The organism is Deinococcus sp. QL22 (genome assembly GCF_023370075.1).
Lineage (GTDB): Bacteria > Deinococcota > Deinococci > Deinococcales > Deinococcaceae > Deinococcus.
In genome coordinates this window covers 69,648-90,560 of the sequence record NZ_CP097152.1, presented here as the reverse complement: position 1 = coordinate 90,560, position 20,913 = coordinate 69,648, and the positions used below count along the sequence as shown (strand labels likewise).

Annotated in this window: 21 protein-coding genes and 2 pseudogenes; 11 read left to right on the top strand and 12 right to left on the bottom strand. The window is 62.2% G+C overall.

All coding sequences use genetic code 11. The annotated features are described in order from the left end of the window. Window positions 1–351 precede the first annotated feature (351 nt). Window positions 352–741 carry a MerR family transcriptional regulator gene (locus M1R55_RS22480; RefSeq protein WP_249395799.1) on the top strand — a complete coding sequence of 130 codons (390 nt, stop codon included), beginning with the start codon at window positions 352–354 and terminating at the stop codon, window positions 739–741. A gap of 68 nt (window positions 742–809) precedes the next feature. Beyond that, window positions 810–1,580, top strand: a complete 771-nt coding sequence (locus M1R55_RS22475) for an MBL fold metallo-hydrolase (RefSeq protein ID WP_249395627.1) — start codon at window positions 810–812, stop codon at window positions 1,578–1,580. A gap of 356 nt (window positions 1,581–1,936) precedes the next feature. Here the strand turns inward: M1R55_RS22475 and M1R55_RS22470 are convergent, their stop codons facing one another. The 8 genes from M1R55_RS22470 to M1R55_RS22435 form a co-directional block, all read right to left on the bottom strand. Continuing rightward, window positions 1,937–2,371, bottom strand: a complete 435-nt coding sequence (locus tag M1R55_RS22470) for an OsmC family protein (protein WP_249395626.1) — start codon at window positions 2,369–2,371, stop codon at window positions 1,937–1,939. A gap of 14 nt (window positions 2,372–2,385) precedes the next feature. After that, entirely contained in the window at window positions 2,386–3,261 is an 876-nt protein-coding gene (locus M1R55_RS22465; protein WP_256566054.1) for an ABC transporter permease, read from the bottom strand. After that, window positions 3,254–4,177, bottom strand: coding sequence for an ABC transporter permease (locus M1R55_RS22460; RefSeq protein WP_249395624.1), 924 nt, complete (start codon window positions 4,175–4,177; stop codon window positions 3,254–3,256). The genes M1R55_RS22465 and M1R55_RS22460 overlap by 8 nt, the downstream gene beginning before the upstream one ends. A gap of 17 nt (window positions 4,178–4,194) precedes the next feature. Beyond that, window positions 4,195–5,697 (bottom strand): ABC transporter substrate-binding protein, encoded by a 1,503-nt coding sequence (locus tag M1R55_RS22455; protein WP_249395623.1) that lies wholly within the window; start codon window positions 5,695–5,697, stop codon window positions 4,195–4,197. Window positions 5,698–5,812: 115 nt separating this feature from the next. Continuing rightward, the gene (locus tag M1R55_RS22450; RefSeq protein ID WP_249395622.1) at window positions 5,813–6,583 is read right to left on the bottom strand and encodes a MetQ/NlpA family ABC transporter substrate-binding protein; all 771 of its coding nucleotides are present in this window, start codon (window positions 6,581–6,583) and stop codon (window positions 5,813–5,815) included. Between the two features lie 35 nt (window positions 6,584–6,618). Continuing rightward, the gene (locus M1R55_RS22445) at window positions 6,619–7,404 is read right to left on the bottom strand and encodes a MetQ/NlpA family ABC transporter substrate-binding protein (RefSeq protein ID WP_249395621.1); all 786 of its coding nucleotides are present in this window, start codon (window positions 7,402–7,404) and stop codon (window positions 6,619–6,621) included. A gap of 140 nt (window positions 7,405–7,544) precedes the next feature. Further along, a complete protein-coding gene (locus tag M1R55_RS22440) occupies window positions 7,545–8,201 on the bottom strand; it encodes a methionine ABC transporter permease (RefSeq protein ID WP_249395620.1) in 657 nt (218 codons plus the stop codon). After that, window positions 8,198–9,178: a methionine ABC transporter ATP-binding protein gene (locus M1R55_RS22435; RefSeq protein WP_249395619.1), complete on the bottom strand. Its 981-nt coding sequence runs from the start codon at window positions 9,176–9,178 to the stop codon at window positions 8,198–8,200. The genes M1R55_RS22440 and M1R55_RS22435 overlap by 4 nt, the downstream gene beginning before the upstream one ends. A gap of 1,024 nt (window positions 9,179–10,202) precedes the next feature. Here M1R55_RS22435 and M1R55_RS22430 point away from each other — a divergent pair. From M1R55_RS22430 to M1R55_RS22390, 9 genes and pseudogenes are all read left to right on the top strand, one after another. Then, window positions 10,203–11,423 carry an LLM class flavin-dependent oxidoreductase gene (locus tag M1R55_RS22430; RefSeq protein WP_249395618.1) on the top strand — a complete coding sequence of 407 codons (1,221 nt, stop codon included), beginning with the start codon at window positions 10,203–10,205 and terminating at the stop codon, window positions 11,421–11,423. Between the two features lie 53 nt (window positions 11,424–11,476). Beyond that, window positions 11,477–12,463: an aliphatic sulfonate ABC transporter substrate-binding protein gene (locus tag M1R55_RS22425; protein ID WP_249395617.1), complete on the top strand. Its 987-nt coding sequence runs from the start codon at window positions 11,477–11,479 to the stop codon at window positions 12,461–12,463. Further along, on the top strand, window positions 12,460–13,341 hold the full coding sequence (locus M1R55_RS22420) for an ABC transporter permease subunit (protein WP_249395616.1): 882 nt from the start codon (window positions 12,460–12,462) through the stop codon (window positions 13,339–13,341). The genes M1R55_RS22425 and M1R55_RS22420 overlap by 4 nt, the downstream gene beginning before the upstream one ends. Then, window positions 13,338–14,084 (top strand): ABC transporter ATP-binding protein, encoded by a 747-nt coding sequence (locus tag M1R55_RS22415; RefSeq protein ID WP_249395615.1) that lies wholly within the window; start codon window positions 13,338–13,340, stop codon window positions 14,082–14,084. Before M1R55_RS22420 ends, M1R55_RS22415 begins: the two co-directional genes overlap by 4 nt. 225 nt (window positions 14,085–14,309) lie before the next feature. Next, window positions 14,310–14,777: pseudogene (tnpA, locus tag M1R55_RS22410) on the top strand (IS200/IS605 family transposase). A gap of 258 nt (window positions 14,778–15,035) precedes the next feature. Then, window positions 15,036–15,746: a phospholipase A2 gene (locus M1R55_RS22405; RefSeq protein WP_249395614.1), complete on the top strand. Its 711-nt coding sequence runs from the start codon at window positions 15,036–15,038 to the stop codon at window positions 15,744–15,746. Window positions 15,747–15,840: 94 nt separating this feature from the next. Next, window positions 15,841–17,013: a sensor histidine kinase gene (locus tag M1R55_RS22400; protein ID WP_249395613.1), complete on the top strand. Its 1,173-nt coding sequence runs from the start codon at window positions 15,841–15,843 to the stop codon at window positions 17,011–17,013. Further along, a complete protein-coding gene (locus M1R55_RS22395; protein ID WP_249395612.1) occupies window positions 17,010–17,657 on the top strand; it encodes a response regulator transcription factor in 648 nt (215 codons plus the stop codon). The genes M1R55_RS22400 and M1R55_RS22395 overlap by 4 nt, the downstream gene beginning before the upstream one ends. A 122-nt stretch (window positions 17,658–17,779) precedes the next feature. After that, the gene (locus M1R55_RS22390; protein WP_256566063.1) at window positions 17,780–18,031 is read left to right on the top strand and encodes a helix-turn-helix domain-containing protein; all 252 of its coding nucleotides are present in this window, start codon (window positions 17,780–17,782) and stop codon (window positions 18,029–18,031) included. Window positions 18,032–18,276: 245 nt separating this feature from the next. Here the strand turns inward: M1R55_RS22390 and M1R55_RS32365 are convergent. The 4 genes and pseudogenes from M1R55_RS32365 to M1R55_RS22370 form a co-directional block, all read right to left on the bottom strand. Then, a pseudogene (locus tag M1R55_RS32365) lies at window positions 18,277–18,450 on the bottom strand (SGNH/GDSL hydrolase family protein); the annotation flags it as partial. 206 nt (window positions 18,451–18,656) lie between these two features. After that, window positions 18,657–19,076 carry a hypothetical protein gene (locus M1R55_RS22380; protein ID WP_249395610.1) on the bottom strand — a complete coding sequence of 140 codons (420 nt, stop codon included), beginning with the start codon at window positions 19,074–19,076 and terminating at the stop codon, window positions 18,657–18,659. A 202-nt stretch (window positions 19,077–19,278) separates the two neighbouring features. Beyond that, window positions 19,279–19,809, bottom strand: coding sequence for a DUF2306 domain-containing protein (locus tag M1R55_RS22375; RefSeq protein WP_249395609.1), 531 nt, complete (start codon window positions 19,807–19,809; stop codon window positions 19,279–19,281). Window positions 19,810–19,811: 2 nt separating this feature from the next. Further along, window positions 19,812–20,264, bottom strand: coding sequence for a MarR family winged helix-turn-helix transcriptional regulator (locus tag M1R55_RS22370; protein ID WP_249395608.1), 453 nt, complete (start codon window positions 20,262–20,264; stop codon window positions 19,812–19,814). Window positions 20,265–20,913: the final 649 nt, after the last annotated feature.

The following is a 20,913-nucleotide window of genomic DNA, read 5'->3' as shown; positions in this document are numbered from 1 at the left end:
TCAGGCGTAAGACCTAAAAAGCGAGGTATCCCCAAGAGACGTGCCAGACACGTGGGCGTACTCCCCCTCCACCTCAGGCGCGCAGGAATCCCACTAGGGCAGGAACGTGCTAGGTCGGCCGCATCGTAAAAGCGCTGCAGGAACCGCACGGTGGTTTGGTGGTCGATCGACCGCAAGTTGGCGGGGACGCTGATAATCACCACCTGTGTCTCGAGCACCGCCTGCAGACTGGGAGACCCGCTGATGAGCGCGCTCAGTCCTCTTGCTGAAGCCCAACAGGACGAGGGATCCAGCGTACGGGAACCCCTTGACTCTGACGCATGTGTCAGGGTTTACCCTGGAGCCGTGGAGATGATGCGCATTGGTCTACTGGCGAAGGCAACGGGCGTGAGCGTCCGTGCCATCCGCCACTATGACGGGCTTGGCCTGCTTATCTCTGCCCGCGAGGACAACCGGTACCGCCTCTTTCAAGCCGAAGATGTCGAACGCGTCCGAATGATTCAGTTGTTCCTTCAGGCTGGATTCAAGCTCGACGAGATCCGGGAGCGCGTGCCCTGCTTCCGGTACGGGTCCACCTCGCTGGATGCCCCTGCGGAAGAGGTGCGTGCCCTGTATACCCTCAAGATTGCCGATGTGAGCGCCCAGATCGCTGTCTTACAGCGTCTGCGCGACAAACTGATCGCCGAAGTAGCCCACCTTGATACGCAGACCCACCACGGGCCGATTCGCCTCAAGACCTGACGCCCCACGCCATCCCTACGCCCCCGGCCTCCCCGGTCGCGCGTCCTCGTTTGCCCCCTGGAGCCCCCATGAACATCCAACAGATCCGCAGCGCCACCCTGAAGCTCACCTACGCGGCTCACACCTTCCTGATTGACCCCATGCTGGCCGAACAGGGCGCCTACCCCGGCCTGCAGGGCGCGCCCAACAGTCACCTCAGCAATCCCACTGTGGGGCTCGTGGTGCCACTGGAGGAACTGACGGCCGTAGACGCCATCATCGTCACGCACACGCACTTTGACCACTGGGATGACGCGGCCAAGACGTTGCTTCCCAAACACCTGCCCGTGTTTGTGCAGCATGCTGCGGACGCGCAGCTCTTGACGGCTTCCGGGTTCACCGATGTCCGCATTCTCACCGACACAACTGAGTTTGAAGGCATCACGCTGAGCAAAACGTCCGGCCAGCACGGCTCCGATGCGGCCATCGCCGCCATCGGCGAGCTCCTCGGCGAAGTGAGCGGCGTGGTCTTCAAGCATCAGGGCGAAAAAACGCTGTACCTGGCCGGCGATACCCTCTGGAACGAGCATGTCGCGCAGGCACTGAACGCTCACCACCCAGACGTGGTCATCCTGAATGCGGGGGATGCCCAGATCACGGGCCTAGGATCCATCGTGATGAACACTCAGGATGTGCTGGAGGTGCACCGCGCCGCGCCGCAGGCCACGCTGATTGCCACGCACTTGGAAGGCGTGGCCCATGCGGTGCTTTCTCGTGACGAACTGCGCGCCTTTGCGGCTGAGCAGGGTTTCGCGGCCCAGCTGCTGGTTCCGAACGACGGACAGTCCATCACGCTTTGAGCTGAATCAGGTGTGGCGAGTACGGGGCGATGCTTTCACTGGGCTGGCCTCGATTTCGCGCCCTGCAGTGACGTCGCGGCGGAGCGGCCCCGAAGGCTACAGGTGCCGGGCCAGTCACGGGACATGGAGTTAGGCAGGCTCTACACCGCCAAAGGCATGGGCGGACGCGGTTGACCCTGCTGAGGTGCACAAAGGAAGGGATTCTGCTGGCGAATTTAGATCAGGGTATCCAAAACAGCGTTTTTTGCGACTGGGCTGTTTGCACTTACCGATGAACTGGAAAGATTTTTGAATTCGCCAGCAGAATCGGAAGGGATTCGCGGCTCACACAGGCTCCGGCCCCTCAGAATTTACCCCTAGATTTCGGTTGTCTGTTCAGAGGACTCGATCACGACCTCAATCTCGATCTGTGCGGCGAGGCTGGCCCCAATGGTGCAGTACTTCTCATGCGACAGGTGAGCGGCTTTCTCGAGTGCCTCCACGCTGATCCCCTGGCCTTGGGCGACATGACGCAGGACGTACCGCTCGTACCGGGGCGGGACACTGCCTTCCGCCTTGAAGCCTTCCACGGTCACGCGGTAAGCGCTCAGAGGCGTACGGCGTTTTTCCATGATTTCGACGACGTCATACATCGTGCAAGACGCCAGCGCACTCATCAACGCGTCCATCGGGCCGACCCCGATGCGGTGCTCTGCGCTCATGTCGATGACGAGCTGCTGTCCTGTCTGATTGGTGCTGGCGTACCGCTGGTCGCCGAGATGGTGCATGGTCAGTGTTTTACTGGAGTTCATTTGGACTTCCTCTTTTACTTCGTTCGTGGGTCGAGGGCGTCACGCAGGCCGTCTCCCAACAGGTTGATGGCCAGCACGGTGAGGGCAATCATCACGCCTGGAAAAACTTCTAGCCACCAGGCCTGCGGCAGGAACCGGCGTCCACTGCTGAGCATTTCCCCCCAGTCGCTGACCGGAGGCTGCACGCCCAATCCGAGGAAGCTCAGCCCCGCCGCCGCCAGGATGGCGTACCCCACACTGACCGTCGCCTGCACGATCAGCGGCGACGCGACATTCGGCAGAACATGCCGCAGCAGCACGCGGGGGTGCGGCGCCCCTAACGCGTGCGCGGCTTCCACAAACTCAACCTGCTTGAGCTGCAGCACTTCAGCACGAACCAGACGCGCGAAAGTGGGCATCAGGCCGATGCCAATGGCAAGCACTGCGTTCTGAAAACCAGGGCCGAGCGTCCCAATAATGGCCAGGGCCAGCAGCAGTCCGGGGAAGGCCAGCAGGACGTCCATGACCCGCATGATCAGGGTATCGGTGGTGCGGCCGACGTACCCAGCCAGTAGACCAAGCAGGGTGCCGATACTGGCACCAAGCACGACAGGCAGCACGCCGGACAGCAGAGACACCCGCCCGCCATGAAGGATGCGGCTGAGTACGCTGCGGCCGAAGTCGTCGGTGCCAAGCCAGGCAGATGAATTCGGAGGTTTGAGTCGGTTAAACCAGTTCTGCGTATTGGGCGCCTCAGGGGCGATGACAGGAGCAAGCAGGGCCAACATCACCAACGTGAACAGCAGCGTTGCGCCAGTTCTCACCGATAAGTTACGCCTCAGCTTGCGCCAGACAGGATGGCGTGACCGGACGGGCACGGCACCTACATGTGAAACCCTGAAGCTACGCATACTGCACCCGGGGATTGAGGGCCGCGTATGCGAGGTCTACAGCGAGATTGACGAAGGTGTAAAGCACTGCAATGAACACGGTGATGCCCTGGACAAGGTGGATATCTCTGGTCTGAATTGCTTGGAGAGTCAGCCGACCTAGGCCTGGCCACGCAAAAATCGACTCGGTGATGGCGGCGCCGCCCAGCAGTCCGCCGAACTCCAGACCAACCACCGTGACGACGGGAATAAGCGCGTTGCGCAGCGCGTGACGCAGCACGCCTGAACGGGGCAGACCTTTGGCGCGCGCGGTGCGGACGTAATCCTGATCCAGGGTGTCGAGGAGGCTGGCGCGGGTCATCCGGGTGATCAACGCGATCGATCCGAAAGCGAGCGTCACGGCGGGCAACACGAGGTTTGCGGGTGAACCGCTGCCAGAGGCTGGTAGCCAGCCAAGGTTCAGGGCGAAGAGTAACATCAACATGACCGCCAGCCAGAAGCTGGGGATGCTGATGCCGAGCAGTACGATCGCCATGACCACGGCGTCCCAGGCCGTGCGGCGTTTCACGGCAGCAAGAATGCCAAGCGGCACGGCCACCAGCACCGCGACCGCGAGGGCGACGGTGGTCAGCAGCAGCGTGTGAGGAAACCGCGCAAGGATCTCAGTGAGCACGGGCGTGCCCGTCCGCACGGAGGCCAGCTGGCCCGTGACGAAGTCGCGGAGGAAGCGTCCGTACTGCAGGTACCAAGGGTCGTTCAGACCGTAGGCCTCCCGCAGACGGGCGAGCTCGGCTGCTCCCAGCCCCTGAGCGTCCTCGCCGAGGAGTGCCACGAGTGGGTCGCCTGGGGTAAGTTTGAGCAACACGAACACGAGCAGGGTCACGCCGAACACAACAGGAATAAGGCTGAGCAGTCGGCGCAGCGTATAACGGATCAAATGGGGTCGCCGCTCCTTTACTTCAGGGTGGCGTTTGAGAGGTCGAGGTTGATCCAAGAGTACCGCCACACTTCACCTTGCAAACGGGTGCTCTTGGCATAACTGGAAAGCGGGTAGTACAACGCAAGAAGTGGCAGATCCTGGTCAATCTGTTCCTGGGCGCTCTGGTAGAGCTTGAGGCGGTCGGCCTGATTGTTGCTGCGGCGCGCATCAAGCAGCAGTTTGTCGACCTTGACGTTGCGGTACAGCGCGTTATTGTTCACCGGAATTTCGCGGGAGTGAAAGAGCGCGTATAGCGCGTAATCAGCATCCAGGGTGACGGTACCCCAGCCACTGATAAACAGTTCGGCGTGATTGGGCTTCTGGATCGCAGTGGTGTAGGCGCTGTAATCGAGGATCTGAACGCTGGCGGTCAAGCCGATCTGGGAGAGAGAGAACTGGATGGCTTCTGCCAGCTGACGGTTCTCGGCGCTTTCATAGGTCACCAAGCTGATTTTGGTGCCGTCTTTCACACCGGCTTCACGGAGGAGTTTGCGGGCGCCCTCAACGTTGTAGGGGCGCGGGTTCAGATCTTTGCCGGCGCCGTACACGGTGGGAGGAACCGGAGCAGTGGCCTTGACCGCGAGACCCTGACGGAGAATCTTAACGATGCTGTCGCGGTCAATGGCCTGCGCGATGGCCTGACGGACTTTGACGTTCTTGGTAATGCCGTTCCGGGTGTTGAAGCCCAGAAAGGTTGATCCCCAGCCGAGTTTTTTGTACACCGCGAGCTTTGGATTGTTTTCCAGGTCATTGAGATTTTCGGGCGGCACACTGGTAATCAGGTCGACGCGGCCGGTGCGCAGTTCAACAATCTGCGTGGCGACATCGGGGATGACCCGGAACACGAGCTTGTCAATATTGACCTTTCCGCCCCAGTAGGTCTTGTTGACGTTCAGCTGAATCTGGTTGCCAGTGTTCCAGCGGTCAAATTCGAACGGCCCGGTTCCCACAGGGTTGCGGCCAAAGTCTTTGCCGAACTTGCGGGCACTGGTCGGCGACACGATGGCGGTGACCGGGTGGGTGAGATGGGCCAGGAGCGGCGCGAAGGGCTCGCTCGTGGTGATCTCGATGGTGTCCGCGTCAATGATTCTGATGGTCTTGATGATGTTCAGGACGTACGCGCCCGGAGCTTTGGACGCGGGGTCAATGAGGCGTTCGAAGCTGAATTTAACGGCAGCCGCATTGAAAGGTGTGCCGTCATGAAACTTGACGTTCTTCCGGAGTTCGAGGCGCCAGGTTGTGGGCGTGACACGTTTCCAACTGGTGGCCAGGCGGGTCTTGATGCCGTCATCATCCCGGTAGAGCAGGCTGTCATAGATTTGGTTGGTAATGCCGAAGGCGTTGCCGCTGAAGGTGAGGTTCGGATCAAGGGTGGGGGCGTCGCTGGCTGTGGCGATCGTCACGGTTCCACTTTGTGCACTCGCGGTTGCAAGGCTGGCAGTCAGGAGCCATAGGGTCAGGGTTTTCAGGGTTTGCATAGGTCCTCCCAGATGAACACGCCGGACGTGTTCCGTTTTTCAAAGATAAGCTGATCAAACATGGCGAGGTCTGGATGGTACCAAAACCCGGCCTTCACGCTTTTCTCTACACAGTTTAGAACGCGGGCACCACCGCTCCGCCGTATTTCTTGAGAATAAAAGCCCGCACCTCGGGACTCTGAAGCGCCTTGACCAATTTCAGGTAACCGGAACTCTTGAGCGTGGCAGGTTTGACGGCGAGCAAGTTCGCGTACGGGCTGCGCTTGTCTTCCAGCAGCAATGCGTCCTTAAGAGGATTCAGCCCTGCGTCTAGGGCATAGTTGGTGTTGATGACGGCGGCGTCTACATCGCCCAGTGCTCGGGGAAGCTGAGCGGCCTCCAACTCGCGGAAACGCAGCCGCTTGACGTTGGTGGTGATGTCCAGCGGCGTGGCGTTGACCCCCACTCCCGCCTTCAGTCGGATCAGCCCAGCCCGCTCCAGCAGCTTGAGGGCCCGTCCACTGTTGCTCGGATCGTTGGGAATGGCAATGGTCGCGCCGCTTTTCAGGTCGCGCAGGCTCTTGACTCGTCGGCTATAGACCCCGATGGGTTCTACATGCACCTTGGCACCCGCCACCAGACCCAGCGGGCGATCTTTCTGAAATGCGCTCAGGTAGGGCAGGTGTTGAAAGAAATTGACGTCAATGCTGCCGTCTGCCAGCGCCAGATTGGGCTGCACATAGTCGGAAAACTCCCGGACGACCAGGGTCAAGCCCTGCTTGGCGAGGGTGGGCTTGATGAAGTCCAGGAGTTCAGCGTGAGGCACGGGGCTGGCCCCCACGCGCAGGGTTCCGGCGAGGGCTGAGGTAGACAGGCTGAGGGCGGTGAGCAGCACGAGGGTTTTCATGGTCAGGACTCCTTGGAGAAAGTGAAGAGGGGAAATCAGAACGCGGGAATGATGCTGCCGCCGTACTTCTTGAGCAGCCAGGCCTTGGCCTCTGGACTGGTCAGGGCCTGAGCCAACTTCTTCAGGTCGGGGTTGTTCCGTTGGCTGCGTGTAGTGGCCAGAATGTTGACATAGACGCTGTTTGGCCCCTCACGGAAAATGGCGTCCTGTGTGGGATTGAGTCCGACTTCCAGCGCGTAGTTGGTGTTGATGATGGCCGCGTCCACGTCAGCCAGCGAGCGGGGCAGTTGCGCGGCCTCCAGTTCCCGGAAGCGCAGCTGCTTGACGTTGCTCACGATGTCGGTGAGGTTGGCCCGCACGCCCGCACCCGGCTTCAGACGGATCAGTCCTGCACGCTCGAGGAGCAGCAGCGCCCGCGCCCCGTTGCTGGGGTCGTTAGGAATGGCGAGGGTCGCTCCGCGCTTGAGTTCCGTGACCTTCGTGACCCGCTTGCTGTACAACCCCAGTGGGGGCAGGTATACCTTGGTGACCGGCACGATGTTCAGGGGGCGGTTTTGCTGGAAGGCGTCCAGATAGGGCTGGTGCTGAAACAAGTTGGCCTCCAGGCTGCCTTCTCCTAGCGCGACGTTGGGCTGCACGTAGTCCGAAAACTCACGCACGATCAACGTCACCCCCTGCCGGGCCAGGAGAGGCTTCACGAAGTCGAGCAGTTCGCCTGCAGGCACAGGAGTGGCCCCCACACGCAGGGTTCCTGCCAAGGCCTGTCCGATGAGGGTGAGCAACAGGAGGCTGCTGAGGGTACGAATATTGGTGGTGGACATCAGACACTCCTTGAGCACTTGGGGTGAAGAGGGGCCGATCCCCCTGGAATCAACGGGGTGGATCACAGGTGAGGGGCGCAGGAGGAGGGACGGAGCTGGAAGAAGGCTTGAAGCACTTGAGGAGCCGGAGTTGGCCGGGCTCAGCGGTGATCGGTGCGGGTCGCGACCCGGTCGCCCAGCCACTGCAAGGCCTGAACGAGTACCAGCAGAGCGAGGACAGTGGCGATCATCACGCCTGTTTCGAAGCGCTGGTAGCCGTACCGGATGGCGACGTCGCCCAGCCCGCCGCCACCAATGGCTCCGGCCATGGCGCTGTAACCGATCAGGCTGACCAGCATGACTGTGAAGCCGTGAACCAGCGCGGGGCGGGCCTCCGGCAACAGCACCTTGAACACGGTCTGAACCGTGCTGGCGCCCATGGCCCGGGCGGCTTCCACCACCCCACTTGGCACGTCCCGGAGCGCTCCGTCGACCAGACGCGCCACAAACGGAATGGCGGCAATGGTCAGTGGTACGGTGGCCGCAGTGGATCCGATGCTCGTTCCGGTGATCAGGCGCGTCAGGGGAATGAGCAGCACCAACAAAATGATGAAGGGCAGACTGCGGCCGACGTTGACCGCGGCGTCCAGCCCCCGGTACACCACGGCCTGTGGCCGCAGCCCGGCGGGGCGCGTCAGGGTCAGCACGGCGCCCAGCGCTGTTCCCAGCACCTGCGCGATGAGCGCCGAGGGCAGCACCATCCACAAGGTTTCCAGGGTGGCCTGCCACAGCAGCGGCCAGAGGACGTCCCAGGTCACGCGCTCACCTTCGGGGTCAGGTGGGAGACGTCTGCCTCACTCAACTCTGTCCCACTCAGCCACGCGGCAGACACGTGGTCAGGAGCCGTCAGCCAGACGTCCACCCCCAGGGCATGGGCCTCGGCCCGGACAATTCGGGCATCTTGCCGGGCCAGCCTTTCCAGGGTCGCGGCGCCCAGGTTCGGCAGGGTCAGGTGGTGCAGAGCCTCACCGGTGAGCAGGGGGTGTTCGGGTCGGTGGGCGTCCAGCAGCGCGCGGGTGACCACCGACTGCGGCTGACGCAGGACGGAGGCTGTCTCGCCCGCCTCCACCAGCGTTCCCTGATCCAGCACGGCCACGTGGGTGGTCGCGGCGCGAATCACTTCCAGTTGGTGGGTCACGAGAATGAGGGTGAGATCCCGCTCGCGTTGCAGCTCGGTGAGCAGGGTCAGGAGGCCCGCGCTCGTCTCCGGGTCGAGGGCGCTGGTGGCCTCGTCGGCCAGCAGCAGATCTGGATCGGTGACTAGGGCGCGGGCAATGCCCACCCGCTGTTTCTGGCCGCCCGACAGCTGAGCGGGGTAGCGCCCAGCCAGGGCTTCCAGGCCCACCAGCTGCAGCAGTTCCCGTGCTCGCCGTTCGCGGATGACTTTGGGAGTGCCGCGCAGTTCCAGCGGCAGGGTCACGTTGTGCAGCACGCTGCGCTGGGCCAACAGGTTGAAGTGCTGAAACACCAACCCGGTTCGCGCCTGAAGTTGCCGGAGGGTGGCCGGTGTCAGGGGTTGGCCCTGAACCTGAATGTGACCCACATCCGGGGTTTCCAGCCCACTGATCAGCCGTACCAGCGTGCTTTTGCCTGCACCGCTGCGCCCGATAATGCCGGTGCGGCTGCCCCGAGGAATGCAGAGCGTGAGGTCTTGTAGAGCGGCCTGTGGCTGCCCCGGATAGGTCTTGGTGACGCGGCTGAATTCCAGTGCGGGCGGTGGCGGCGCAGTCGACATAGGGCTTGCTCCGGCGGGCGAGTACGGAAGGTGCCCGCCACGGACAGCGGGGCCCTTCCTGAGTGAAGTCCTGCGGAAGAGCGCCGGGGGCTATCCCGGGAACACCTGCAAGCAGGGAAGCCCTTCCTTGAGCCGGACCTGCCGCCGTTGTTCATCGTTGAGGCGCACAGCACTGGAAAGCACCAGCCGTGATGAAGGCGGGTTGCTGCGGCGATCCCTGGGCCAGTTCCCTCGCGCCGACTTGAACGACAGGCAACCACAGTCACGAGTCGTCAGGAAAGGTAGACCAGTTGACATCATCTGTCAACTTCTTTCGTCCCTGGCTGTCCAACTGGGTCGCTCAGCCAAGCCGGAACAGGCCGGCTCCAACGCGGTTAGGGATAAATTTGAAGCTCAGGTTGCTACCTCAAATGTCGTGTGCCTCTTAGACAGACACATTGTTGAGAGGGACTCCACTTCAGTCTTCTGTTTTGCCGCTTTGCGAGTTGCTCTGCTCCGCACTCGTAGTGTTGCCCCGCAGAGCCTGGCAGGCTGGATAAACTCCCAAACACGACAAGATTCAAGTCGGTTTCTATACGAGCAGTGAACGAACCTGTTCAGGAGAGCCGAGGAGGCCGCTCCGTTCAGGTGGGCCAGTGCTGCTCCCCACCTGACCCATACTAGTTGACAAGTTTTGTAAACTGGTCTACGGTAACTCCAACCCGAAGACGGGTCACGCTCAACCAGAGCGGTGGCAGGCCAAATTGTCTGTTCGGCCTGCCACCGCCCTCCGGGAGATCTTATGACGTACTGCCAGCCTGACCGCCACCACCTGACCCCCTGTTCGGGGCGAATGTGTTGTTGCCGCGCCTGATCTGCCCCCACGTTCCCGCGTGACTGTTGTTGCCTGATCCCGGCCCGAGAGCCTTTCTTGCCGCTCCAGGCCTGCCTCCCCTGGCCGCGCTTGGTTCACTCTCTGTGTTTGCCCTGCCGACTTCCCTTGAGGAGGCCGGAAGCTGCCCTCTCATTCCCCTCCGAGGTTGCCATGTCCGATTCCTCCGCTGCTCCGTTCGCTTCCGCTTTGCCTTCTCCTGAGCTGTACTGGTTTATTCCGTCGGGCGGCGACGGTCACCGCCTTGGCCAACCTACCCGCCCGGCCAGCTTTCCTTACCTGTCTCAGGTCGCGCAGGCTGCCGAGGTGCTGGGGTACGACGGCGTTCTCCTGCCCACTGGCGGCACCAACGAAGAAACGCTGGTGATCGCGAGCGCGCTGAGCAGCTTGACCCGGCACCTCCGGTTTCTGGTGGCCCTGCGCCCTGGCCTGCTGTCGCCCGTGCTGGCCGCCCGCCTCACCGCCTCGCTTGACCGCATTTCGGGTGGGCGCGTCAATCTAAATATTGTCTCTGGCAGCGGTAATTTTGACTTCGAAGGGCTGGACCTGACCCAAGCCGAACGCTATGAGCTCACCGCCGAATGGTTAGGCGTGTTCCGGGCCTTGCTGCGCGGCGAAGCAGTGACCCATCACGGGCCGCACCTGCAGCTCACAAATGGCCGTGCCCCGCTCCCGTCTGTGCAGCAGCCCCACCCGCCCATCTATTTTGGTGGCAGCAGTCAGCCCGCATTGGCGGTGGCAGGCGAACATGTGGACGTGTACCTCAGCTGGGGCGAGCGCCCTGAACAGGTGGCTGAAAAGTTTGCCCAGGTGCAGGCGCACGCCGCGCAGCATGGCCGCACCGTGCGCTTTGGTCTGCGGGCCCACATCATCGTCCGGGAAACCGAAGACGAGGCGTGGGCCGCTGCCGACGACCTGATCGCAGGCATCAGTGACGAGGCCATTGCACAGGCGCACGGAGCCTTTCTGGCCAGCGGCTCAGAAGGTCAGCGCCGCCAGAGTGCGCTGAACGGCGGCACGCGGGAGAGCCTGCGCGTGGGGCCGAACCTGTGGGCGGGCGTGGGTCTGGTGCGCGGGGGCGCGGGTACCGCCTTTGTGGGCAGCGCGCAGAACGTCGCCGCCGCTCTGCGCGAGTACCAGAGGATCGGCGTCGACACCTTTATTCTCAGCGGTTACCCGCACCTTGAGGAAGCCTACCGCACCGCCGAACTGCTGTTTCCGGCCTTGGGCCGCCCCAGTCCCGCCTTGACGCCGCACGCCGGACAAAGGCTGAGCCATACGTCTACGCCCACGTTGGGCGCGGCCCGGAATGAGGCTGGTGAACCACAAGCAGAACGCGAACTCGTCGCGGCGGGCCGCTTTCGCTCGATCTGAAGTCCGGTTTGCCCGCTTCCCCACTCAATTCACTACCCACAGGGAGCCTTACCATGACCTTTCAACTGAACCAACCCCGCACCCTGACCGCTGCTTTGCTGGCCCTCACCCTGTCCGGCGTGGCGCAGGGCGTCACCTTCACCATCGGCCACCAGAAGGGCGGCATTCCCAACATCCTCAAAGCACGCGGCACACTGGACAAGTACGCCGCGCAGGGCATCGACTTCAAGTGGGTGCTGTTCACGGCTGGCCCACCGCTGCTGGAAGCCGCCAACGCGGGAGCCGTTGATTTTGGCAGCGTCGGTAACGCGCCGGGCGTGTTTGCCCTCGCCGGGGGAGCCGACCTGAAATACGTGGGGGTCACCGTCAACCGCTCAGATACCACCGAAGCCTTGATCGTGCCGAAGGGGTCGAGCTTACAAAAAGTCAGTGACCTGAAGGGCAAGCGCATCGGCGTTGCGCGGGGTTCGAGCGCCCACGCCTTCCTTTACAACGTCCTCAAGAGTGCAGGAATGACTTTCAAAGACGTGACCATCGTGCCGCTGTTGCCGCCCGATGCCCGCCCCGCCTTCGAGAGCGGCAGTATCGATGCCTGGGCCGTGTGGGATCCCTTTTTGACCACCGCTGTGCAGGCCACGGGTGCCCGCGTGTTGCGCGACCATACCGGGCTGGGGCGTGGGGACAGCTACCATCTGGTGCCGAGCGCCGTGCTGAACAACCCGGAAAAGAAACGGGCCTTACAAGTCCTGCTGGCCGAACTGGAGAACGCTGCCCACTGGGCCAACAAGAATCAGGGCACGGTGATCGCGCAGTTCAGTGACGAACTCGGCATTCCCAAAAGCGTGCTGGAAGTGACCGTTCCCAAGGGCATTCCCTTTAATATTCGGCCTTTCCGGGCGGCTGATTTGAAACCCTTGCAATCTCTGTCCACCGTTTTCCGTGAAGCGGGAGTGTTGCCCAGAGATATGGCGTTTGGCCCGCAGTCCTACGCGACCTTGCCTGCCTTCCGGCCTGCGCTGGGCACGCTGGGGTTGAAATGACTCAGGTGCGGAGTCCGCAGGGGCAGGGGACGCAGGTCAAGATCACCCAGGACGTCCTGACCGGGGCCATCACGGGGCGGCCCGCATCCAGTTCGGTTCAGGCAGCTCCCCGCCGTCCCGCACCCAAGTGGTTGCTGGAAGGCGTGCGCTGGCTCGTGCCGGTGCTGCTGGTAGCCTTCTGGCAATTGGCGTCCAGCGTGGGCTGGCTCAATCCACGGGTGCTGCCCGCGCCGAGTGCGGTGGTCGGCGCGTTTTGGGAGTTGGCCCGCAACGGCGAACTGTGGCACCACTTCCTGATCAGTCTGGGGCGGGCCGGAACAGGCGTGCTGATTGGGGGTGGACTGGGCTTTGCGCTGGGCATCCTGACCGGCACCTTCCGGACGGCGCACCTGCTGCTGGACTCCTCGTTTCAGATGATCCGCACCATTCCCAACCTGGCCCTGATTCCGCTGGTGATCCTCTGGTTCGGCATCGGTGAAAGCGGCAAGGTCTTCCTGATTGCGCTGGCGACCTTCTTCCCTGTGTACCTCAACGCCCTGCACGGCGTCCGGAGCATCGATCCCAAGCTCACGGAAATGGCCCGTGTGTACGGGCTCTCACCACTGGAGACCTTCCGCCGCGTGTCGTTGCCGGGAGCGCTCCCCAGCGTCCTGATCGGCGTGCGGTACGCGCTAGGCATCTCGTGGCTGGCGCTGGTGGTCAGCGAATCGTTTGCGGCCAGCAGCGGCATCGGTTTTCTGGCGATGGACGCCCGCGAGTTCTTTCGTACCGACGTAATCGTGCTGGCGATCCTCATTTACGCCCTGATCGGCAAGGTTGCCGACTCACTCGTACGAGGGCTGGAACGGCGCCTTTTGCCCTGGCAGGTGCAGGCATGACGGCCACCTCCGCTGTTCGCCTGCCCAACCCCATGTCCCTGCGGGCAGGAGACGGAGCCAGCGTGCATGTTCAGAATCTCAGCGTGATGTTTGGCTCCAACACGGTGCTGAGTGACCTGACCCTGGATGTGGCCCCTGGTGAACGGGTGGCGGTGGTAGGAGCCAGTGGCGGCGGCAAAACGACGCTGTTGCGGGTATTGGCGGGCCTCACGCCCCACAGCGCCGGAGAGGTGCAGATTCGGCAGGCCAGGGACGAGGCGCGGGTACGGGTCATGTTTCAAGAAGACCGGCTATTGCCGTGGCTGGGCGCACTGGACAACGTGACGCTGGGGCTGCCGCGTGCTGAGCGGGCTTACGGCCTGACCGCGCTGGCCGGCGTGGGCCTCGCAGACCGCGCCGAGACTTACCCGCACGAACTCTCCGGCGGGCAGCGGCAGCGGGTGGCCTTGGCCCGCGCGTTGGCTCACCGTCCAGCCCTGCTCTTGCTAGACGAACCGTTCGGCGCACTCGCCGCCCTGACCCGCGCCAGCATGCACGCGCTTCTGGAGACCCTGCTCGACGACACCGGAGCCACCACGCTGCTGGTCACGCACGATCTGGACGAAGCCCTGAAATTGGCCGACCGGGTCATCCTGCTGCGTGGCGGTGAAGTGGGCGAGGACGTGCGCCCGCCGACATCCCGCCCGCGTGACCGGGCTGCACTGGAACCGCTGCGGCGGCATCTGGAAGAGCAGTTGCTATGAGGGCCGCTGTCCATCCGCTCCGGCTCCACGCAGTGCGGTGGCGCCAAGCGGCTCCGGCTACCACCATTGCGGCGGCAGTATTACTTCACGCCTCCGCGCTCACCGCCCCGCTTCATGCGGGGTTGTGTGGCCTTCACTGTCCCAACCCGCTGGTCTTCAGCCATGCACTGGAGTGCAAGTCTTTCAGATGCTGGAACGGATCAGGCCACCGGGTAGCGTTGAGCAGTGCGCGGGAGTCGGTCAGGAAGTCATACGGTCAGTCGGCTGACGGTATATCTGGTGTGGGCGACAACGTACCGGTATCACGTCTTAGTCGGTGAAGTGAACCTTCGATGCCGCGAACTCCTGATTCACATTGGCGGTGCGGAAGACGTTGGCATGTTGAAGGGCGTCGTGAGGTGCGATCCGGTGCAGCTGCACTTGGAAGATCCACCTGCGCGGTCGGGGAGTGCTCTGGTGAAGCGGCTCAAGGGGCGCACTTCCCGGGTGCTCCAGAAAGAATTCCCCCATCTCGTTTTTCGAGATGGGGGACGACACTGTTGGGGCGTGGGATAGGGAGCAGGGAGTCCGGGGAACATCACCGAGGAGCTGGGGCAGGAGGATCTCGAGCATCACCAGAGCGGTTCCAATCAAGCGCAAGACACGTTCCTGCTCTCAGATGGAAGGAGACCCCTGTCGCTCCCAAACCCCTAGGGTCGTTTAGTTTACAGAACCACGGCAACTCTTTAAAACGTCAAGTGCTGAGGCCACAAGCGCCCTAAGATCGGGATGAGAGCATCATAAATTGGTGACAACATATTGAGCTAACTTGTGGCACTACTCCGGAGCGCTTCCAGTGTTTACGCTCTGTCTTAGCTGCAGCACACTCTGCTCATTTCCGAAGATTCGCTTGAGCTGAGGTTGGCAGTTCATCTCTCACTTGAGGTCACCCCACCGTTCAAGGAGCACGCTATGAAGAACTTCCCCGTCGGGTTTATTGCTTTAGGCGCACTCGTCCTGTCGGCCTGTGGTCAGGTGCCGGACGTCACCCCTTCCAGCACGGCCGCTGCTCCCGCGCCATTCCAGGTCACCCTGCTGTCCCCTGCGCAGCAAAACGCTCTGCGCCACCAGCTTCAGGAGTTGAGAGATGTGCAGGCACAGGTGGCCGCCGGGACGCTCACCGCGCCTGTGGACGATGCAGGCCAAGTGGTTGACCTCGGTGCCCTGATTCAGAGCTTTGAACTAGACCTACAGATGGGCGCCCAGCCCCTCAACATTGAGGTGCCCAGCGGCAAGCTCAACCCTCAGGCAGCCCCTTACGCTCAGTACATTTACACCAACATTGCTGGTGACAACAACTTCCGTGGCAACTACAGCTTCAACAAGTCCCGCTTCCCCCGATTTAACTGGTCGAATGACGGCTGCAGTGGGCCCTCGGAATATACCGGCTGGAGCGATGAGTTTTACTGGCCCTGCCTGGCCCATGATTTCGGCTACCGCAACGCCCGTCTGTATCCCAATCTACTCAACGGCAACCACCGGGCATGGGTCGACAGTCAGTTTAAACAGCATATGCGCTTAAAATGTGACACGCTGGGCTGGCGCAAATATCCTTGCTACGCTGCAGCTGAAGGCTTCTACCAAGCAGTACGTCTGCGCGGCGCGGGCTCCTTTTACCCCTGAAGCCTTTTGGTCGAACGGTCATCCGTTGCAGCGCCTCTCCACGCCAGACGTGGGGGGGCTTGTCCCCTTTCTCAGGAAACTTGATAGGAGCAACGTGGCCCTTCCTACTGCTGCCCTCACGCCCTTTGGTGAACTGAGACACATCTTGCGTGGCGTGGGCCTGGCCACTTGGTTGGCTGTGAGCACCCACGCCCTCTTGGCCCTTCCCGGTAAACCTTGGCGTCTCACCCAAGACGAGTATCTGTCATTCGGGTTGTGCCTGTTGGGATTTGGTGCCGTCTTGTGGGTTGCCACCGACACCCGCAGCGCCCGCTGGCCACTGCGGATCAAGCTGTGGCTGTGTGCCCTAGAGGTGGGCCTTGCCCTGATCGCCAACCACATTTTCAACGGCAACAGTCTGCTGTCCGGCATGTTGTTGGTCACGGCCATGCATGTGGGTGCCATCTTACCCATGCATCAGGCCCTGCTCTGGGTGGCCGTGCAGACCCTTGGCCTATTTACAGTGCTCAGTGTAAATTGGCCACTGTTCGATGCGGTGTCGTATACCACAGGCTACCTGTGCTTTCAGGTATTTGCGGTGCTGAGTGCCCAGGTGGCGGTTCGCGAGGTGCAGGCGCGGCAGCGGCTGACGGTGGTGGTCGAAGAGTTGCAGCAGACCCGTGCTCTGTTGGTGCAGGCCTCCCGTGACGCTGAGCGCCTCCGGATTGCCCGCGAACTGCATGATCTGGTTGGGCATCACCTGACGGCGCTGACCATGAACCTTCAGGTGGCTGAGCACGGGACACAGGACGAGCGCAGCCAAGTCCATGTCGAACGTGCTGGGGCGATTGCCAAGCTGCTGCTGAGCAGCGTGCGTGAGGCGGTGGGGGCGATGCGCAGTGAAGCAGTGCTGGACATCAGGGCGGAGCTTGACCTGCTTCAGCAGCGCTGGACGGACGTTCAGGTTCATGCGACCCTGCCTGAGAACCTGGCCGTGATCGACCCGCTACGCACCCAGGTGTTGCTGCGGTGCAGTCAAGAAATTGTGGCGAACGCGGTCAAACATGGCGCTGCCCGCAATGTGTGGCTGATCCTGGAGTGGCAGGCCGACTGCCTGCACCTGCATGCCCACGACGATGGTCGGGGGGTCAGAGCCCTCCGCCCCGGCTGCGGCCTGAAAGGCATGCAGGAGCGGCTCGAAAGCATAGGAGGTCAGTTGAAGATCGATACTCATCATGGTGCAGGTGTGGTGCTGCTGGCAACACTCCCGCTTATAGTGCACTCGTGATCCGCGCCTGCCTGGTTGACGACCAGACGCTGGTGCGTCAGGGTCTGCGAAGCATGCTTGACCTTGCTCCTGACATTGAGGTCATTGCGGAGGCTGAAGACGGTTTGGTGGCTTTAGAAGTCATTCCAAAGGTCAAGCCGGACATCGTGCTGCTTGACGTCCGTATGCCGCGGCTCGACGGTCTGGGCGTATTGCGGCGCCTCAACGCTGCTCAAGCCCTGCCGCCGACCCTGATTTTAACCACCTTCGACGACGATGAACTGGTATTCGACGCCGTCAAGGCGGGAGCCAAAGGCTACCTCCTGAAAGACGTCTGTATTCAGGTGCTGCTCGACGCCGTCAGGGTGGTGGCGGCGGGTGGGCGGTGGCTGCAACCGGCCGTGACCGAGCGCACCCTCAGGGGATTAGAGAGTCTAAAACGGCCGGTCACAGACGATCTCAGCGTGGCAGGGATTGGCTTGACGGTCAGGGAGAACGAGGTTCTGCGCCTGATGGCTGGCGGGTACAGCAACCGGGAGATTGCCGATGCATTGCAAACCACCGAGGGAACCGTCAAGAGTTATGTCAGTAACGTGCTGTCCAAGTTGCAGACCAGAGATCGCATTCGTGCTGTGCTCCGGGCTCTTGAATTGGGTTTGCTGTAGGAAAGTTGTCGCACCAGTTCTGGCAAGTTGAGGATGGACAGGCCGTCCAGGGTCGATGACAACAGGGGGCTGAACGACGGGAGGCCAGGTGTTCAAAACGAGGGCCAGGCGCCGAGGGCGGCCTGCAGGCCGCCCTGTATGAAAAAGAGCGTCCCAAACAACCCCCGAAACTGGGTGCCCAGCAGACGGCGATCCTGATGACCGAAGTCTGCTCGAGTCCCGACGGCCGGGAGAAGTGGATCATGCAACTGCTGGCAGACCGTCTGGTGACGTTGGGTGCCGTGGACACCATCAGTGATGAAAGTGTCCGGCGCACACTGAAAAAAACGCGTTTAAACCGTGGCAAGTTCAAAGTTGGTGTGTCGCCCAAGTAGGCGCGGACTTTGTTTGGCGCATGGAAGCTGTCCTGGACACCTATGCTCAGCCCCACGACGCCTCGCGGCCCGTCATCTGCTTCGGTGAAAAGTCGTACCAATGGCTCGATCATGTGCACGGGCCGCTGCCACCCGTGCTGGGTATCCCGGCACGGGTGGATCATGAGTACAAGCAGTGCGGCACAGTTAAGGCAACAGAATCCCGTCGACTCCCGCCGATACTGTTCGAGCGGGACGCGCTGCTCCAGATCGTTGGCACTCGACACGACGATCAGGTCTGCCGCCTTGACGTTTACCTGGGGAAGCTGCGTGCGGAGCATCCCGCCCACCGTCGCCCCTCCCACGCTCACGTTGCGGATGTGGACGGGCCGCCCAGTCTGCCGCGCCATGTGCGCGGCGATGAGACCGACAAAGCCCATAAGTGGTTGTGACGCTCCAACCGCCTGAATCGTCGAGTCTCCCAACGCGATCAAACGGAGAGCATCCAGGGCCACCGGCCGGGCCACCTACTCCTGCCAGAACTGCGGATAAGTCACGGCGAGGCGGGCCGCACGCCAGACACCGACACCCAGCACCAACACTCCGACGAACAGAACGCCCAACGCGACTTTCCCTGGAGCGTTCATCACTTCGCTGCTGGCTGACGCATCAACCCGATGCCCAGGATCAGCACACCGACCACGAGCGCAACGGCGCCGACGTAGGCCAGGGAGATCAGGCCGTTGGGCTTCGTCGCGGTGGGCGAGGCGACAGACAGGAAGAAGGCAGCGGGCAACAGGATGGCCGAAGCGGGAATCAGGGTGGTGGCGAGGCGTTCCCAGAAGGGCGAGAGTTGGGCATGTTCGGCCAGCAGGAGGGCCAGAAGGGAAAAGATCAGCAGGACGGCGGCGTGGGCGTGACCAGCCCGCCACAGGTCTTGCCGCAGGGGACTGTTCGCGTAGTCAGCTCCAGCTGTCAGAAGCGTCAAAAGGCTGACGCCGCCGTAGATGACGGTGGGAAGGACGAGCAAGATGATGCCTGCGTGCCGACGGTTCTCTGGTTTCATGTTGTTCCTCCTGTTCCATGTGTGATGGCCTGTCTACGCTTCGGCAGCAGGAACAGGAGCGTGAAGCCCACAAGGCATACCACCACTTCTGCCCACAACGCCAAGGTCAGTGCGTGCGTGAAGCCAGAGCTCCACAGGCGCGTGCCCAGGACGCCGAAGAACAAGAGGCCAAGCACCAAAGAGAGTTTCTTTGGTCATGCGCTTAGCCCCCTTTCTGAAGCCTGGTGAAGGGCTGCCCGGACACGCGACCCTGCCGGATCATGGCCCGGGCGATGGCCACGCTCCCAACGATAGACGGCACGGCGATGTAGAGCGTGAAGAGCAGTGCGCTGCCACCGAGCGGCTGAACGTTGACCAAAAAGGCTGTCCAGGCCGCGATGTATGACGACCCCATCAGGGTGATGTGTCGGCCCAGCCACAGGCGCGCTACCTCCAGTTGCCCTGTGGCCCGGGCCTGCAACCAACGTCGGAGCGCCCACCAGCCACCCACCACCCAAAACAAGGTCAGCACGCCGATCACCAACAAGAGCCAGTCGCCCTGCCGAATGGAGAGCGGGATGGACAGCACGCTCATGCCCAGCATGCTCAGGCCGTACCCTCGGCCAATCCAGCGATGCCAGCGGGAGTGCGGCCCGAACTTGGGCAGGAACAGGGCGAAAGCCCCGAGCAGGAAGCCGCCCATGCCGAAAAGGATGTGCGCGGTGCGCACAAGGGGGTGCAGAAGTTCAGGCATGATCATTCCTCCGGCGGGGTGTAGTCCCGCAACCTGGCTTCGATCAGGTTGAGCTGGTCGCTTAAGGCCAGGAGTTGCGCGGGCTCGATCGTGGCGAGCGTGTAGTCGGCCAAGTGGATCGCGCGCGGAACAGCCTGCTGAAGCAGGGCACCTCCTTGGGCTGTCAGGGCGAGCCTGTGGGAACGGCGGTTTTCGCCGGGGCGGCGTTCGATCAGGCCACGGTTCACCAGGAGGGTGGAGAGGACGGAGACGGTGGCGCGCTCGACCAGCAGGTGCTCGGCGAGGACAGAGGGCATGATCCCGTCTGGTTCACCCTCCTCCCAGACGGCGAGCAGAAAACGGAACTGGGCCTGGGTGAGCCCCAGAGCGGCGAAGTGCTGGTCGAAGCCGGTGGCCATCTTGGTGCCAATCCGCATCAGGGCGGTACAGAGGCGGGAGGTCAACAGATCATCCATACGGTTAGGACTATAACAGTTATAAGACTAACCGCGGGTATTTGCCCTAGGTCGCCCACCCTCCGTATGCCCAGGCCGTGCAGCAACGGCAGGGCCCCGAACTGCTGTTCGGGGCCGGGTGTACGTTCATGAGCTGAACAACGTTATTTGGCAAGAACCGGGGCAACTCCATGCGCTGGCAGTTTCTCAGGCCACCGGCCCGAGCATCGTGATCTATCACGGCGAGGTGAATACCGACACCGACGGCCCGATAGAATCGTGCGTGCGTACCTTACATGGGGGTGCTGAACGACTCCAGACGGGGTCACACGGAACCCGGTCATCAGCAGCCGTGCAGCCGCTTCCGCATCGAGGGAATTCACAGTGCCCTCGTCTATCGAGGCCTGAACCATGTGTGTTGTTCGCTGCGGGCAGCGCATCGGTGTGAATGACCTCTGGGACATGGAATTCACCGGGAATAGGGGTTGACCTGAGCGGCGGAAAATGCGAAAGGGACGGTGCTCTGGGCCGTCCCGACCTCACTTTTCTAACCCTCAAGGTCGCTGTCCCCTTGCTCAGTTGCTGAACCCTGCCTCACACTCCACCGAAGCGCATCCACTTCCCCGATGAGAAGCGATGTTGATCTCATCGGGGTCGCGATCCTCCCACC